Source organism: Mycolicibacterium smegmatis, assembly GCF_001457595.1.
Classification (GTDB): Bacteria; Actinomycetota; Actinomycetes; order Mycobacteriales; family Mycobacteriaceae; genus Mycobacterium; species Mycobacterium smegmatis.
Map to the genome: position 1 here is coordinate 3,569,263 of NZ_LN831039.1, position 15,895 is coordinate 3,585,157.

A 15,895-nucleotide genomic window follows, 5' to 3' on the forward strand; every position below is an offset into this window, starting at 1 on the left:
GTTACACTCGTTTCAGACTGCTACATGGAGGCGTGTCATGACTGAGACCGCAGATCGGGTCACTCGCTTCGCCGCAGACCTGGTGGAGAGCGCCGCGGCCGAAGGCGCACGTCAGAGTAGGTCGGCCAAGCAGCAACTCGACCATTGGGCACGAGTGGGGCGGGCGGTGTCGAGCCAACACACCGCCGCCCGCCGCCGGGTGGAAGCCGCGCTCGCCGGGGACCTGGCGCTACGCGATCTGACTCCTGAGGAAGGCGTCGTGTTCAACGCCGAGATCTCCGCCGCCATCGAAGAGAATCTGGCACACACCGATTACGGCCAGGTCCTCGCCGGGCGCGGCGTGACCACCGTCGCTCTCGACGACGACGGTGCCATCGTGCGGTACCAACCGGACGGCACCACGACCGTGCTGGCTCCTGCGCAGCGGTGATCGGCACAGACGGTGACGGGATCCGGTGAAACGACTCGATCTCGTCGTTGGGCCCAACGGCGCGGGCAAGAGCACTTTCGTCGAACTCACATTGGCCCCGCTGCTGACGGGCAGTGCGTTCGTCAACGCCGACGAGATCGCCAAGCGTCGCTGGCCGCACGCCCCGGCCGAGCACTCCTACGATGCCGCACGCATCGCCTCCGACACCCGACTCAAGCTGATCGAACTCGGTGAATCGTTCATCGCCGAAACGGTGTTCTCACATCCCTCGAAACTTCAGCTCATCGACACCGCGCAGGCGGCTGGATACACCGTGGTAATGCACGTGGTGATGATCCCCGAGGATCTCGCCGTCCTACGCGTGCAGCACCGGGTACGAGCCGGTGGTCACCATGTGCCCGAGGAGAAGATCCGCGAACGGCACCAACGACTCTGGCCCCTCGTCGCGCTGGCGGCCGCCCGCGCCGACATCTCGACGTTCTATGACAACAGCGCCGTCAGGGGTCCGCGCATCGTTGCCCAACTCGCCGGCGGATTTGCTGTGGGCCGGCCCGCCTGGCCAATGTGGGCACCCCAGGTGCTCACCTCGCGGTGGCCCGAATAGATTGTCGCGGTTCAGACTTCGACGGCCGCGGCAGGTCGCAGGCGGGCGATGATCCCGTCGAGATCCCGGATGAACATCTCGGGCCGGAAGATGTGCCCCCCGGGTACCTCATGGGCCTCGTGCGGAATGCCCGCGGCCCTGAGGCGCTCACGGAATTCACGCTGACCGGCGAGCACCTGGGTCTCGTTGACGCTGTCAAACCAGTTGAGCGGATCCGGACTGGTCCCGGCCACGAGGAACACGCGCTTGTTCCGGTAGCTCTCGATTCGTTCCACCGGATTGTCCGCGCTCACCCGCGCCTGGTCCCACAGCGGAGCGCCGTAGACGGTACCGCCACCGAGATCCAGCACCGCCGAGGTCAGATTCGCCCAGTGGACCACCAAACCGAAATCGCGCCGCAGGCTCGCCGGCCCGGAATGGCTGCTCACCGAAGCGAAATGGCCGTAGTACTTGGCGGCGTACTTCAGCGCGCCGAACCCGCCCATCGAGAACCCGGCGACCGCGCGTCCGTCGTACTCGGCATACGTACGGAAGTTCGCCTCGACCCATGGCAGCAACTGCGCGATGTGGAAGGTCTCCCAGTTTCGCGGCCCGACAAAGGATGCCACCGGATTGGAGTACCAACCGGCATGCCCGCCGTCCGGCATCACCACGATGATGGGTTTGCCCGCGGTCCAGTTCCTGATGCCGAGGAAGTCGAACGTGCGGAAGTCCTGGTCCCCACCTCCGTGAAGCAGATACAGCACGGGGTAGGTCTTACCGCTGGTGCGATAGTCGTCCGGCAGCAACACGTTGATGCCGGGGTTCCAGCCGACCGCCGCGGTCTGGAAGCGGTAGTACCACAGGCGAGGATCGCTCTCGTTGCGGTCGACGATGCGCAGGCCGAAGCCGTCACTTCGCCCGGCAAATATCAACAGCACCCGGCCGACCTCTATGACGTTGGGGTTCGGTATGCCGTTGACCGCGGCGATCAACGGATAGAACGCCGAATCTCCATAGAACCGTGTGGCGAGCGCCGACAGCGTGTCCCCGGCGACCACGGGGTATCGCGTGATGTCCGGGATGACCAGTCGCTGTCCGGCCTCGGCATCTGTGGTCGGCGCGATACCGCTCGCAGCGGCGATCAGCGGCGCCAGGGCGGCATCGGCGTAGAACCGCGCGGCCACATCCGACAACGTCTCCCCAGGGACCACCGTGTGCCGCACGAAGTCGGGAAAGATGAGCCTCTGGCCCACCGCGATGACGCCGGGATCCGGAATGCCGCTGGCTGTCGCGATCAGCGGATACAGATCGGCTTCGCCGTAGAACCGCAACGCCAAGCCGGACAACGTCTCCCCCGCGGCTACCGTATGCGTCCTGACCATACGTCCCCTCCTCAGATGTCGAATTGACGACACTGCCGATTCGTCTGGCGCCCACGAGTCTAGGCATGGGGGAAGGAGAATCGTCCGCGTTCCAAAGCATTGCCGGACTCGTTGGGCGGTCCTGGCGGGCGCAGGGCGTCGATCGACCGTGAAACCGACACCGTCCTCCCGATGCCGGGCCGGTGCCGTCGCCTCGGATTCAGCAAACCGCAGCCGGCTGATCGGCAGTTGAGCCCAAAAAATGCTTTTGGTTTGAACCGCAGCCGAAACGGTAATTCTGTTGGCGTCAATTTATCCAACAACTGGATGACCACAAGTCAGAACGGATTCAGCAATGATTGTCCTCGGCATCATCCTTCTCTTGATCGGCTACTTCACGAGCCTTTCGATCCTGTACACCATCGGCGGCATCCTGGTCGTCGTGGGCGTCATCCTGTGGATCCTCGGCGCCGTCGGTCGCCCCGTGGGCGGACGAAAAGTCTGGTTCTGACCTGAGCACGCAGCGCCGCGCACACGCGGCGCTGCGTGCCCCATCAGGGCCTACCCGCCGTGTCCTCGTTGTTGCGGCGGGCCACCGGTTCTTCGGACTAGCCTGGAAACACGACTGGCAGACAGCCAGGTTCAGCGGCGAAAGGACGGCGAAAGGACGGAGTGCCGGAAATGTTGTGTCTTGGCCTAGTGAGGTCCGGCGTCCGATGACCGTCAGCGTGTTCGATCTGTTCAGCGTCGGTATCGGTCCCTCGAGTTCGCACACCGTGGGCCCCATGCGAGCGGCCGCGCGGTTTGCCGACGAGCTCGACGCCATCGGTGCGCTCAATGCGGTCGCAACCATCGACGTCGACCTCTATGGATCGCTGGCCGCGACCGGCGCGGGCCACGGGACCATGTCGGCAATTCTCTTGGGTCTGGAGGGTTCTCGGCCCGAGACGATCGAATCAGAATCCAAGGACCGGCGCATCGAGCAAATACGCGCCGAAGGCCGCATCCGCGTCGGTGGACGTGTCGAGATCACGCTTTCCGAGAACGACATCCGGTTACATCCCGAGACTGTCCTGCCCACGCACTCCAACGGTATGCGGTTGTCCGCGGCCGGATCCGACGGGCGCCCGCTACATGCGCAGACATACTTCTCGGTCGGCGGAGGTTTCATCGTCGCCGAAGGTGCCGACGAACTCGGGCAAAGTCACGGATCGGAAGACGGCGACGTCACGTTCAGCTCCGCTGCCGAATTGCTGGCCCTCGCCGACAAATTCGACTCCCCCATCAGCTCGGTCATGCTCGCGTTCGAAACCGAGACCAGAAGCGAGGATGAGGTCAGGGCGCGTCTGCTGCACATCCGCGACGTGATGTTCGAATGCATGGAGCGCGGGATCACCCGCGACGGCTTCCTCCCCGGCACGTTGAGGGTGCGCCGGCGTGCCCGCGACTGGTACCAACGCCTACTCACCGACGATCCCGGCCGGGACCCCGTCTACGCCGAAGACTGGGTCAACCTTGTCGCGCTTGCAGTCAACGAGGAGAACGCGTCCGGCGGCCGCATCGTCACCGCTCCCACCAACGGCGCCGCCGGCATCATCCCGGCAGTCCTCTACTACGCACTGCACTACACACCCCAGGGCGCGGCGGACCCCGACGACGCGAGCGTCCGATTCCTCCTGACCGCTGGGGCGATCGGCTCGTTGTACAAAGAACGCGCCTCGATCTCGGGCGCGGAGGTCGGATGTCAGGGAGAGGTCGGTTCTGCGGCCTCCATGGCCGCTGCCGGGCTCGCCGAAATCCTCGGAGGCACGCCCGCGCAGGTCGAGAACGCCGCCGAGATCGCCATGGAACACAGCCTGGGACTGACCTGCGACCCGATCGGGGGTCTGGTGCAGATCCCGTGCATAGAACGCAACGCCATCTCGGCGGGAAAGGCGATCAACGCAGCGCGAATGGCGTTGCGCGGCGACGGAACTCACCGCGTGAGCCTCGACCAGGTGATCGAGACGATGCGCAGCACCGGGCGTGACATGAGTGCCAAGTACAAGGAGACATCGACCGGTGGACTGGCGACGGCCGTGCCGGTGAACGTCGTGGAGTGCTGAGCACCCGCGACCGCGAACCCGGCCGGCGCGGGCCTACGGGACCGGCGGCGCCGCTGGGGCCGGCGAGTTGTACTCGTAGCCCGGTGGCGGCGGACCGTCGAGCGGGTAGTAGCCGGGCGGCAGCGGCGGACCGCCTGCATCACCCGCCGGGTCTTCGGTCACCGGCGTCTCGGAGCCCGGAGCGTTGATCGAGACGTACCCGGGCGGCAGCGGCGGAGGTGCACCCGCGCCGGGCGGCGGCGCGACACCGCCGGTGGGAGCCAACTGCATGCCTCCGGGATCGCGGGCCTGGTGCCACAGGTCCCGGAGCGAGCCCAACGGGCCTGAGCCGGACTGACCCGACCCGTACATCGGGTTCGCCATCTCGGGCACCGGCGGAGGACCGACCGGCGGCGGCGCGGGCGGAAGCGCGGAGCCCTCGGCAGGCTCGACGATCGGCTGACCGGGAGCAGCGACGGCAGGACCCGGCGGAGCAGGATCCGGCACCGGATCGGCCGCGGCAGGTGCCGCCATGACGAGACCGACCACGGACAACCCGGCAATCGCCAGTGGTGCCACGCCGCGGGACCGCCCGCGACCACGCCTTACGGTCATGTATCCGGCCGTCCTTTCTGCCGTCAGTGTCGGGGCCTACCGCAACTTTCGCGGCTGGGCACCTGGGCATCGTCGCACATTCGGTTCACCCGCGCCCACAGGTCAGGTTGTGTTGCGTCGGCACAGCGGCCCCTCAGACAGTCGTGAGAGCCTGAATACGTGCGCCTCAGACAAGCGACCATCTTCTGTGCCGCCCTGCTGTCGCTGTCCACACTGGCCGCAGGGTGCACATCGGAACCGACGCCAGACCCGAGCCCCCTCCGGCACATCACCGAATCGAAGACCCTGAGAGTCTGCAGCACCGGCGACTACCGCCCGTTCACCTTCCGTGACCCGCAGGGAGCCTGGAGCGGGATGGACATCGACCTCGCCGACGATATGGCACGTCGCCTCGGCGTCGAGGTCGACATGGTGCAGACGACGTGGGCCAACCTGGTCGGCGACCTCAACGACCGGTGCGACATCGCGATGGGCGGCATCAGCATCACGCTGAAACGCGCGCAGGAGGCGGTGTACTCGGCGCCGTACCTGCGCGACGGCAAAGCCGCCATCGTGCGCTGTGCCGACGCGTCACGATTCCGTTCGCTGCAGGACATCGATCGTCCGGGTACACGCGTCGTCGTCAATCCCGGTGGCACCAACGAGGAGTTCGCGAAAGGCAACCTCAAACAGGCCACGATCATCGACCATCCCGACAACAACACCATTTTCGGCGAGATCAGCGCCGGACACGCGGACGCGATGATCACCGACGCCAGCGAGATACGGTTCCAGACCGCGCAGGACCGCACGCTGTGTGGTGTGTCCACCGATCGACCGTTCACGTTCGAGCAGAAGGCGTACCTTCTGCCGGCCGCGGCGATTGATACCGCCCGGTGGGTCGACGAGTGGCTCAACATCGTCCAGCACGACGGCACCTACGACCGGATCAGCCAGAAGTGGCTGGGCCGCGTCGTCGGGCCGTGATACGCGAACGCGTTTGTCCGAGCGTCGCTGGGGATATTCTGCCGATCGCACGGTAGATCGGTGCGAGAAGGAGTGGCGGTCATGGCGAAGGATTCGAAAGACGACGCGGCAACGGGCGCGGGCGACAAGACCGACCCCGCCGACAATCCCCCGCCGGGACCCACCGATCACGGCCGCGAAGGTGGCATGGCCACCCGCGAGGTGACTCCTGAGCTCGTCGAATCCGACGACGAGGACTGACCACCGCGACGACGGGCCGTGTCAGCCGCCGATCAGATCGGCTGCACGCTCGGCGATGCCGTAAACCGTTGCCATCGGGTTGTTCGACGGCAGGGACGGCATGACGGACGCATCCGCCACACGCAGACCCGCGAGACCGTGCACGCGCAGTGCCGTGTCGACCACCGACTCGTCCGAGTCTCCCATGGCGCACGTGCCTGACGAGTGGTAGTACGAGCTGAGGGAGTCGCAGATGAATCGTCGCAACGATTCATCGTCTGCCACCGCGGGTCCCGGGGCGAGTTCGCCACCGCACCACGGCGCCATCGCGGCCGCGGCGCCGATTTCGCGAGCGATGCGGAAGCCCTCGAGCATCGTCTTCCAGTCACGCTCGTCAATGAGGTAGTTCGGATCGACCAACGGCGCGGCGTTGACCGTCGGTCCCGTGAGCCGAACCCGCCCGCGACTGTGCGGTTGCATCGCGGAGACGCCGAAGAGATACGCGTTGGGAATGTCCAGTCCGGTCACCTCGGTCGAATCGACCATCAGGATCTGCAGATCCGGTGCGCCCGCAGACGCCGTGCGGATCAGGCCCATCACCTCACCGTGGTTGTGCTCCGGCGTCGGAATCGGCTGCGCCGCAGTGTATATGACACCGCTGAGCGGATGGTCCTGGAAGTTTGCGCCGACCCCGGGCAGGTGATGGACGACGTCGACGCCCACGTCGCGAAGGTGCGCCTCTGGGCCCACACCGGACACCATCAAAAGCTGCGCGGAACCGATCGCGCCGGCCGCCAGCACAATCTCGCCAACCGACCGCACACAGGTTGATGATGGACTCGAGCTGCGGTGGAACTCCACTCCGGTGCAGCGGCCCTCGGAGATCACGAGCCGGTGCACGACGGCGTCGGAGATCACGTCGAGATTGGGGCGGTCCATCGCCGGCACCAGATACGCGTCTGCGGCGGTCTGGCGCCTGCGTCCGTCGATGGTCAGATCCGCCGCACCGAAACCGGTTTCGTCGCCGCTGCTGATGTCTTCTGCTGCGGCATAGCCGCATTCGACCGCTGCATCGAGCGCCGCGGCCAGCAGTGGGTTGACCGGCGAGGCGGGACCGACGCGCAACGGGCCGTTCTTGCCTCGCAGTGCCGGGTTACCGCCACGAGAGGCCTCACTGCGCATGAAGTACGGCAGCAGGTCGTCGAACCGCCAACCCTCGGGCCAGTCGTCGTAGCTCTCGCGGTGACCCCGCGCGAACATCATCGCGTTGATCGCGGAGGACCCGCCGAACCCGCGCCCTCGGGCGACATGTATCGCGCGCCCCAGGGTGTCCTGGACCGCGGTGGGGCCGCCCCAGTCCGCCGAACTCCCGAGCAGGGTCTGCCACTGCGGCGGCGCCGCGCTCGCAGGCGGTAGCGTCGCGCTTCCGGCCTCGATGAGCAACACCCGGACGTCCTCCTGTGCGCTGAGACGGGCCGCGAGAACACATCCCGCGGTGCCGGCGCCCACGATGACGAAGTCGTAACCCGGTTCCGATGCCATATTTTCTCCTGTTTTCGCTGATAACGTCAATCCGTTATCATTGGAAACGTCGCGCGGGCGTTAAGCATTCCGTCGGACATTCCAGAACCTCCCGAAAGGTCTGACATGCAGATCTCGTGTGCATTCGCCACCGCGTCGGACACCCCGAACCACGTCGCACTTGCCGAATCCCTCGGATACCGGCGCGCGTGGCTGTACGACTCGCCCGCCGTCATCACGGACGTCTGGATGACGTTGGCTCGGTGCGCCGAACGCACCACGCGCATCGGACTCGGCCCCGGCGTCCTGGTACCGAGCCTGCGCCACCCGATGGTGAACGCGTCTGCCATCGCTGAACTTGCCACCCTGGCACCGGGTCGGGTGGCGGTCGCCGTCGGAACGGGATTCACGGGGCGGCTTGCGCTGGGCCATCGACCCATCCGATGGAGCGACGTGGCCGACTACGTTCGATGCTTGAAGACGCTTCTCGCCGGGGAGACCGCCGAGTGGGAGGGTGCGAGGATCCGCATGCTTCAACTGCCCGGATTCGGTGCGCCTCGCCCGCTCCGAGTGCCTCTTCTGATCGCGGCCGACGGGTCACGGGGACGGGCCGTCGCCACCGAACTCGCCGACGGCGTGTTCTCGGTCCTGCCTCCCCGGCCGACCGGGCCTGGCGTCCCGAATCGACGCTCCCAGTTGGTGTTCGGCACCGTGCTCTCCGACGGAGAAGATCTGGCCTCTTCGCGCGTGGTGGAAACGCTTGCGTCGTCGGCGGTGTTGCACTATCACAGGGTCTATCTCCTCGGAGGCTCCGCGGCAGTTGACGAGCTTCCGGGCGGACGCAGCTGGCGCAAGGCCGTAGAGAGCTACCCCGCCGACGAGCGTCACCTTGCCATACACCTCGTACAACCCGATCGACGCCATCGGCCGCACCTCGACAGCCTCATCCGGCCCGGCATGCTCGTCGGTACCGGGGCGCACGTGGCGAAGCTGATCGCGCGCTACCGTGCGGCCGGTGTCACCGAAATCGTCTACCAGCCCGCCGGTCCCGACATCGAGCGAGAGCTCCATGCATTCGCCGACGCCGCGGGACTGACCATCGGCCGAAGACACACCGTGTGTCCACTGGCCAGCACGTAGCCAGGATGAAGGCCGACACCACCGACGATTGGTGGCTGTCCCCGGCGACATGGGGACCACATTCCGGCAACGTTTCCCGGTGTGAACATCATTCAATATGCCTTGCAACGGAATACGTCGCTACTTTTCTCTGCAGGCGCGCTCTCCACCCGCCGGATGATCACGCATGCCGGGCTGCGATTTCCCATGTTCGTGTTGCCGCTTCCGTCCCGGAGGCCACGTTCCCGCGGCCGTTGGGCGGTCCGCAGGCGCTGCCCGCGCAAATCGGTCGACAAACGCTGACCATGTGTGACGTGATTGCCATGGCAGTGCTGGTCTCAGCGGCAGTGACACTGTCGGTGGCCAAGTACTGGCTCAGTCGGCGCATCGTCGTCCATTGAGCTCTGTCGCCGCCCGGATCAACTGTGAAATGCCTTGCTGTTCACGGCGGAGACGCCTATCCGGGATTAACACAACACATCTCGGCATTGTTATCAACGAGGGTTTTCACATGCCGTGATGCTGGTTGTGGACAGGGAATCGAAGGCTGAGATGCGCGTTGTCGTGGCAGAAGACGAAATCATCCTGCGCGAAGGGCTGTGCAGCCTGCTCGCACAAGAGGGGTTCGACGTGGTGGCACAGGCTGACACCGCTGACGGGTTGCTCGCCGCGGTGCGCGACAAGAACCCGGATCTCGCCCTGGTCGACATCAGGATGCCGCCACGGCACAGTACAGAAGGGATCGACGCGGCCAAGATCATCCAACAGGAGTTCCCGCGTACGGCGATCTTGGTGCTGTCCGCTCACATTGACGCCCAACACGCCAAAGAGCTTCTGCGCAGCGGGCGTCCGGTAGGCTACCTGCTCAAGAGCCGGGTCGCGAGCAAGAGTGTGTTGCTCGACGCAATCCGCCGAGTGGCCGACGGCGAATCGGTCCTCGATTCCACCTTTGTGCAGGAACTGGTCTCGGGAGCACGTCACAACGATCCGCTGGACACCCTGACCCGACGCGAGCACGAGGTTCTCATGCTGATGGCCGAAGGGCTCTCCAATGCCGGCATCGCGCGACGTCTCGTCGTGGCCGAGACCACGGTCGAAAAACATATCGGGAACATCCTGGCGAAGCTGAACCTTATCGACGGCGAGGACACCCATCGTCGCGTGGCCGCTGTGCTCCGGTATCTGGAAGCCCGATAGTTCTTCAGCCGCAGCACACATTCGTTGCAGCGCAGTCGATGTCGAACTGGATGTGGGTGCCCCCTCCGGTCGGACTCAGGACCGACAATCGCCCGCCCAAGGCCTCGGCCCGATCATGCAAACCCAGCAGCCCCGTGCCGGACCGGACGTCTGCGCCACCGATCCCGTCGTCGATGACCGCGACGTGCAACATGGCGCCGCCGAGTTCGGCCTCGATCCGCACGCGCGTAGCGTGCGCGTGCTTGGTCGCGTTGGCCAGCGCCTCCGCCGCAATGTAGTACGCTCCCGATTCGATCGACGTCGGCAGCCGGTCCGGGACACCCAACCGGAGCTCGACCGGTAACACCGAGCGGGCGGCCAGCGCACGCAGTGCGGGCTCGAGGCCCGCTTGCGAGAGGATCGCCGGGTGGATACCGCGGGCGAGTTCACGAAGATCGCCGATGACCGTATCGAGACCGATTGACAGCTCCTTCAACTGGTTTCGAATGCTGTCGCTGACGCCTGGGCAGTCTGACAGCATCGCGACGCGTAGCGCCAAGCTCACGAGGTGTTGTTGCGCACCGTCGTGAAGGTCGCGTTCGAGTCGCTTACGTGCATTGTCGAAGGCCGCGACGATGCGAGTGCGTGACGCACGGATCTCCGCACGGCTCTGTGCGGTGGCGATTGCCGTGGCGGTCAGGCCGGTGAACTCCGCGAGGCACCGCTCCACGTCGGCGGGAAGGGGCCCGGTCACCGAACCGATCGCGATGAACCCCCATAGCCTGCCTGCGACGTATATCGGGACCGCGACCCCGCTGACCAACCCTTCGCTCACGTACGGCTCCCCGCCGGGGACCTCGCGGTAGTCGTCGACCCGGGCCGACCGGCCCGTGTTCCACACCTTCTGCGTCAACCCGCATTCCGGGTAACCGGTCCAAGGCCCACCCACTCGGACATGGGGGCCGATGGTCCCGACATTCGCGACCATCGTCGCCGTGCCGTCGGACTCAAAGCGCACCATGCGGGCCGTGGCAGCGCCGTAGCGCCGGCGGACCTCCCCGGTCACCGCGGTGAACACGTCCGATGGCGGGGTGTCCCGCGCGATCAGGACCGCCAGGCGTCGAAGCGCGGCTTGGGTCTCGACCAGCTCGCGAAGGTTGCGCCGCCGGTCAGCCATCGTCACCGCGCCACTCTTGCGGGGATCCACACGCGTCCTGCGTCGCTGCCGCGCTCGACGGCCGGGATCCCCGTGGGTGCCGTACGCCTCCGATGACCGACGACACGACCAGGTATCCCCTGAACAGAACCTGTTGCCATCGATAGCTCACCTGCGACTCGCTCGCATGTTACCGTTGATATCGTCATTCACGATATCAACGATACTCGCGTGATCGCCGGCCTTCGGGACGGTTCAGCGTCGCCAGAACAAGTGGTGCAGGACGCCACTGGAACTCGGTACCACCTCGAGGTGGTACCGATCGAGCAGTTCCTCAGGTGTTTCCCAGAGTCTCGAACCAGACCCGATGGTGACCGCAGGTGAAACCGCGACGTGGAGCGTGTCGATCAGGCCGGCGTCGAGGAACTCGCGAACCGTGCTCGCGCCGCCACCGAGGCGAACGTCTTTGCCCTGCGCGGCCTTCCGCGCGAGTCGCAGCGCGGTGTGCGGGTCGGCATCGATGAAATGGAACGTCGTATCCGACAACGTGAACGACGGACGCGGGTGATGCGTCAAGACGAATACCGGGGTATGGAAGGGCGGCTCGTCACCCCACCAGCCTCGCCACTCGTGATCGGCCCACGGACCACGGTGCGGACTGAACTTGTTGCGCCCCATGATCTCCGCGCCGATGTTGTTCGCGAAATCGCGGGTGAAGTAGTCGTCCAGGCCGCGGCTGCCGCCTGAGTCGGTGCGGTTGGGCCAGCTCGCCGTGGCCCCCGCCCACGCGAACATCCTGTTCGGATCGACGTCGCCGAACGGACGTTCGAAGCACTGGTTGTCGGCGGCGCCGAAACCGTCCTGCGACACGTTGAAGTTCTGCACCTTGAGCAGCTGGGCCACGTGTTCCTCCTGATTGGTTGCTGACACGCTGTAGACCCTCGAAGCCGGCGAAACTCATCGACAGGATTCGTCAGAGCCGCACCGACAGTCCGGAGAGTACCGTCGATTCATGGCTCTACGCGCACTGGTTTTCGATGTCTTCGGAACCCTTGTCGACTGGCGCTCGGGCGTCGCCGATGCCTTCCGCTCCGCGGGTGTGGTGGGCGACCCCGACGACCTCGCCGATGCGTGGCGGGCCCGGTACCGCCCGATCCTCGACGAGGTCAACGACGGTCTGCGGCCGTGGGGGAACTTCGACGAGCTTCACCTGGCGACGCTTCAGGACGTGCTGAGCGAGCGGGACATCGCGTTGTCGCCGGATCAATTGACTTCTCTTGTGCATGCGTGGCACCGGCTCGATCCGTGGCCGGACGTCCGGGACGGGCTAGAACTGTTGCGCAGCAATTTCCTCATCGCACCGTTGTCCAATGGGCACGTGAGGCTGGTCGTGGATCTCGCCCGTCACGGCGACCTGCGGTTCGACTGCATACTCTCGGCCGAACTGGCGCACGCCTACAAGCCCGCACCCGAGACGTATCTGACCGCGGCACACCTTCTCGACGTCGATCCCTCGGAGGTGATGCTGGTGGCCGCGCATCCGTCCGACCTTGCCGGCGCCCGCGCAGCCGGGCTTCGCACCGCGTTCATCGACCGTCCCCTTGAGCACGGGCCGGCCACGCCGAAGCGGTCCGACCGCAAGGCGGACGTCTCCGCCGCCGACCTGCACGAGCTGGCGAGGCTGCTCGGCGACGAAGGGAAGGCCTAACAACGGTTTTGACTTAGCCTTCTCAGTCCGTGAAAGCCACCGACGCGGAAAGCTCTCTGCTCTCATCAAGTGCCGCAAGGCGTTCCGTGAGTCCCACGCGGATCGCGTGGTAGCTGTCGTCGCCGAGCGTGAGGCGCAGCGGCGGGTCCGGGTTGCGGGTCGAGTCGTAGATGACGGCGGCGATCTTGGCCGGGTCACCGGCGAAAGCGGTGTCGTCGGCGTTCTCCAGCACACGTCGGGTCTGGCCGACCGCAGTCTGCCGGTACGGCTCCGACTCGACGGTGTACTGCATCGCTGAGGCGAAACCGGTGCGGGTGCCGCCGGGTTCGACAAGGGTGAGGCGGATTCCGAACTCGGCGACCTCACGGCTGACGCTCTCGGTGAATCCCTCCAAACCCCATTTGGCGGCGTGATAGGCACTGTGCGTCGGGACCGCGACCTGACCGCCCATGCTGGAGATCTGGATGATCCGGCCGCCGCCCTGCTCACGCATCGGTTTCAAGAACGCACGGGTGATGAGCATCGGGGCCATCAGGAGAACGTCGATCTGGTCGCGGATCTGCTCGACCGTCATTTCCTCGGCGGCGCCGACGACCACGTAGCCGGCATTGTTCACCACGATGTCCACCGGACCGGCGAGCAGTGTCCGCTCGATGACCGGCGCGATGTCGTGCGGCTCGGCGAGGTCGAGGACCTCGACGGTCAACCGGTCCCCGTAGGCGTCGCACAGATCGGCCAGGGCCGTGGCGCGCCGGACGGTCGCGGTCACGCGGTCGCCTTGCCGCAGGGCGCATTCGGCGAGATGGTGCCCCAGTCCACCTGAGGCACCTGTGATGAACCAGTGCCGAACGGCCTGGTCAGAACGTGCGGTCATCGATGCCCCTGGCGTAGGTTTAACGGAATGTGTTCCGCTTACCTTAAGTGGAACACATTCCGGATAGCAACTTGAGCCTCGCGGAGGAATGCACATGGCCAACCCGACGCGCCGCACGAGGAGCGATGCCCTTCAGAATCGGGCCCGCATCCTCGAGGTGGCCGCCAAGGCATTCGCCGAGCAGGGACTGGACACCGCCCCGGCCGCCATCGCCAAACTGGCCGGCGTCGGCATAGGCACACTCTACCGCCACTTCCCCACCCGCGAGACCCTCATCGACGCCGCGTACCGCCATCAGCTCACGCGAGTGTGCGACGCGGTCGCCGACCTCGCCGCACGGCATCCTGGCGACGAGGCCACCCGCAGGTGGATGGAGCGCTTCATCGACTACGCCACCGCCAAAAGTGGTATGTCCGAGGCGCTCAACGCGGTCATCGCTTCCGGGGCCGACCCGTTTGCCGACAGCCTTTCGATGCTCACCGAAGCGGTCGGCACACTCCTGGAGGCAGGACGCCGCGACCACACCCTGCGCACGGATGTCACTGCAGGCGACGTCCTGCTCTTCATGGGTGGCATCGCCTACGCCGCACAACACGGCACGCGGGACCAGGCCCGCCGATTGGTCGATCTCTTCATCGACGCGCTGACCAAGGACACGCGCCCAGACACATGACCCTCTTCGGACTCATGACACCGCGACCGGGAGACCTTCGAGGAGATGCCCCGCTCGGCCGTCACCGGAGTCCGCCGCCGGTGAACTGCGGTGCACTGTCACCACCGATCGTTTCGATTGGCTAAGCTTTGGGGGTACGTGTCCGACCCGAACACCGAGGTGACATACATGATCTTGATCAGGGCGGCTTTGGCCGGCGTCGCAGCTGCCGGCGTGGTCCTCGGCGGAGCAATGGGCCTGGCCACCGCGAGCGCCGATCCGGTACCTCCGCCACCCGGTCCCCCGGTTCCTCCGAACGCCCCGAAAAAGCCTGCGGAGACCTGGCAGGGACATCCGATGGTGTGGGCACAGCTACCGGCGGGCGGCCACTGGGGCGTGTGGATCAACGGAGACTTCCTTCCGTTCAGCTAGTCCGTCGGCCTTGTGCGGCGCGGCCGGTATGCCGCCGGAACAGCAGGCGTGCAAGGCATTCACCACGGTCGACGGTCCTTCCGGCGGCATCGGCATGACTCATCGGCACGCTGGCGTGCACCCCGGCTCTCCGGGTGGTCATCATGGACTGCATGGAGTCGACACGCATAGACCGGTGGCTGTGGGCGGTGCGGCTGACCAAGACCCGGCCGGACGCCGCGGCGGCATGCCGAGGCGGCCATGTCCGGGTCAACGACCGCGTGGCGAAGCCGTCGACGACCGTGGCGCCCGGCGACGAGGTACGTGCCAGGCTCGGTGACCGCACCCGCATCGTCGAGGTCGTGCGCGTCATCCAGAAACGGGTCGGCGCGGCCGACGCCGTGACCTGCTACCTCGATCGCAGTCCAGCCCTACCGCCGGCGGTGACAGTGCCCGTCGCGGTCCGTGACCGGGGTGCCGGACGGCCGACCAAACGCGATCGCCGCCTGCTCGACAAGTGGCGGTCCGGTCAGATCTGATACGGCTACGATCCGCATTCCGCACCCAATTTCCTCGGGTTCCGCAGACCGATCACGATGAGTACGACCGAGACGAGGATCGCGTAGGCGATGCTGCGAAAACCGGTTCCTGCCAGTCGCTCCTGCCACGGTTTGCCGCGATGCCCCTGCGACAGAATCGGATTCGCCGCCGCCGTACCCATCGCCGCACCCAATGCGGTGAACAGCCAGTTGCCGTATGTGCCGTACAGCGCGGTCCACCGCGCGATGCGGGCGAGCGGAGGCGGCAGCGCCACCTGTCCCCACACTGCACCCAGCGCGATCAGGAACGTACCGTTCATGACGCCCTCGAGGTGCGCGGACAGCGCCATCCTCATGTTGGTGAAACGACGCTCCTGCAATCCGGTGACCAGTCCGATCAGGAACAGGAACGCGCCGTGCCGTATCAGTTTGCGATCAGCGGTCTCCATCGGGTTCTCCTTGCCAGATGCTGACGGAT

General features: G+C 66.1%; 19 protein-coding genes. 12 read left to right on the plus strand and 7 right to left on the minus strand.

The features are described 5' to 3' along the window. Nucleotides 1–37: 37 nt before the first annotated feature. Nucleotides 38–430, plus strand: coding sequence for a ParD-like family protein (locus AT701_RS17175; RefSeq protein WP_003894879.1), 393 nt, complete (start codon nt 38–40; stop codon nt 428–430). Between the two features lie 25 nt (nt 431–455). Continuing rightward, nucleotides 456–1,034, plus strand: a complete 579-nt coding sequence (locus AT701_RS17180; protein WP_058126279.1) for an ATPase — start codon at nt 456–458, stop codon at nt 1,032–1,034. Nucleotides 1,035–1,045: 11 nt separating this feature from the next. Here AT701_RS17180 and AT701_RS17185 read toward each other — a convergent pair whose 3' ends face one another. Beyond that, nucleotides 1,046–2,398: an alpha/beta hydrolase-fold protein gene (locus AT701_RS17185; RefSeq protein WP_011729067.1), complete on the minus strand. Its 1,353-nt coding sequence runs from the start codon at nt 2,396–2,398 to the stop codon at nt 1,046–1,048. 334 nt (nt 2,399–2,732) lie between these two features. Here AT701_RS17185 and AT701_RS35265 point away from each other — a divergent pair, with 334 nt between their 5' ends. Together AT701_RS35265 and AT701_RS17195 are read left to right on the plus strand one after the other, a co-directional pair. Next, on the plus strand, nt 2,733–2,888 hold the full coding sequence (locus AT701_RS35265) for a hypothetical protein (protein ID WP_003894882.1): 156 nt from the start codon (nt 2,733–2,735) through the stop codon (nt 2,886–2,888). A 205-nt stretch (nt 2,889–3,093) separates the two neighbouring features. Next, on the plus strand, nt 3,094–4,482 hold the full coding sequence (locus AT701_RS17195) for an L-serine ammonia-lyase (RefSeq protein ID WP_058126280.1): 1,389 nt from the start codon (nt 3,094–3,096) through the stop codon (nt 4,480–4,482). A gap of 33 nt (nt 4,483–4,515) precedes the next feature. Here the strand turns inward: AT701_RS17195 and AT701_RS17200 are convergent, their stop codons facing one another. Beyond that, the gene (locus tag AT701_RS17200; RefSeq protein WP_058126281.1) at nt 4,516–5,076 is read right to left on the minus strand and encodes a hypothetical protein; all 561 of its coding nucleotides are present in this window, start codon (nt 5,074–5,076) and stop codon (nt 4,516–4,518) included. 159 nt (nt 5,077–5,235) lie between these two features. Between AT701_RS17200 and AT701_RS17205 the strand changes: the two genes are divergently transcribed. Together AT701_RS17205 and AT701_RS35270 are read left to right on the plus strand one after the other, a co-directional pair. Next, entirely contained in the window at nt 5,236–6,042 is an 807-nt protein-coding gene (locus AT701_RS17205; protein WP_058126282.1) for a transporter substrate-binding domain-containing protein, read from the plus strand. An 81-nt stretch (nt 6,043–6,123) separates the two neighbouring features. Continuing rightward, nucleotides 6,124–6,282 (plus strand): hypothetical protein, encoded by a 159-nt coding sequence (locus tag AT701_RS35270; protein WP_011729072.1) that lies wholly within the window; start codon nt 6,124–6,126, stop codon nt 6,280–6,282. Nucleotides 6,283–6,303: 21 nt separating this feature from the next. Here the strand turns inward: AT701_RS35270 and AT701_RS17215 are convergent, their stop codons facing one another. Beyond that, entirely contained in the window at nt 6,304–7,803 is a 1,500-nt protein-coding gene (locus tag AT701_RS17215) for a GMC family oxidoreductase (protein ID WP_011729073.1), read from the minus strand. Nucleotides 7,804–7,908: 105 nt separating this feature from the next. Between AT701_RS17215 and AT701_RS17220 the strand changes: the two genes are divergently transcribed. Beyond that, complete coding sequence (locus AT701_RS17220; protein ID WP_011729074.1) at nt 7,909–8,922, plus strand: LLM class flavin-dependent oxidoreductase; 1,014 nt, start codon at nt 7,909–7,911, stop codon at nt 8,920–8,922. Nucleotides 8,923–9,453: 531 nt separating this feature from the next. Next, nucleotides 9,454–10,098, plus strand: a complete 645-nt coding sequence (locus AT701_RS17230) for a response regulator (protein WP_011729076.1) — start codon at nt 9,454–9,456, stop codon at nt 10,096–10,098. A gap of 4 nt (nt 10,099–10,102) precedes the next feature. Here the strand turns inward: AT701_RS17230 and AT701_RS17235 are convergent, their stop codons facing one another. Together AT701_RS17235 and AT701_RS17240 are read right to left on the minus strand one after the other, a co-directional pair. Continuing rightward, the gene (locus tag AT701_RS17235; protein ID WP_223496145.1) at nt 10,103–11,254 is read right to left on the minus strand and encodes a GAF domain-containing sensor histidine kinase; all 1,152 of its coding nucleotides are present in this window, start codon (nt 11,252–11,254) and stop codon (nt 10,103–10,105) included. Between the two features lie 234 nt (nt 11,255–11,488). Beyond that, on the minus strand, nt 11,489–12,136 hold the full coding sequence (locus tag AT701_RS17240) for a dihydrofolate reductase family protein (RefSeq protein WP_011729078.1): 648 nt from the start codon (nt 12,134–12,136) through the stop codon (nt 11,489–11,491). Between the two features lie 109 nt (nt 12,137–12,245). Between AT701_RS17240 and AT701_RS17245 the strand changes: the two genes are divergently transcribed. Then, entirely contained in the window at nt 12,246–12,941 is a 696-nt protein-coding gene (locus tag AT701_RS17245; RefSeq protein ID WP_011729079.1) for a haloacid dehalogenase type II, read from the plus strand. A gap of 22 nt (nt 12,942–12,963) precedes the next feature. On the opposite strand, the gene AT701_RS17250 is transcribed toward AT701_RS17245, so the two are convergent. Next, nucleotides 12,964–13,815, minus strand: coding sequence for an SDR family oxidoreductase (locus AT701_RS17250; RefSeq protein WP_011729080.1), 852 nt, complete (start codon nt 13,813–13,815; stop codon nt 12,964–12,966). A gap of 94 nt (nt 13,816–13,909) precedes the next feature. On the opposite strand from AT701_RS17250, the gene AT701_RS17255 reads away from it, so the two are divergent. From AT701_RS17255 to AT701_RS17270, 3 genes are all read left to right on the plus strand, one after another. Next, nucleotides 13,910–14,488, plus strand: a complete 579-nt coding sequence (locus AT701_RS17255) for a TetR/AcrR family transcriptional regulator (protein ID WP_003894896.1) — start codon at nt 13,910–13,912, stop codon at nt 14,486–14,488. A gap of 168 nt (nt 14,489–14,656) precedes the next feature. Further along, nucleotides 14,657–14,899, plus strand: a complete 243-nt coding sequence (locus tag AT701_RS17260; protein ID WP_029104535.1) for a hypothetical protein — start codon at nt 14,657–14,659, stop codon at nt 14,897–14,899. Nucleotides 14,900–15,051: 152 nt separating this feature from the next. Next, entirely contained in the window at nt 15,052–15,417 is a 366-nt protein-coding gene (locus AT701_RS17270; RefSeq protein WP_029104536.1) for an Hsp15 family ribosome-associated heat shock protein, read from the plus strand. Between the two features lie 5 nt (nt 15,418–15,422). Here AT701_RS17270 and AT701_RS17275 read toward each other — a convergent pair whose 3' ends face one another. Continuing rightward, complete coding sequence (locus AT701_RS17275) at nt 15,423–15,866, minus strand: styrene oxide isomerase (protein WP_058126284.1); 444 nt, start codon at nt 15,864–15,866, stop codon at nt 15,423–15,425. Nucleotides 15,867–15,895: the final 29 nt, after the last annotated feature.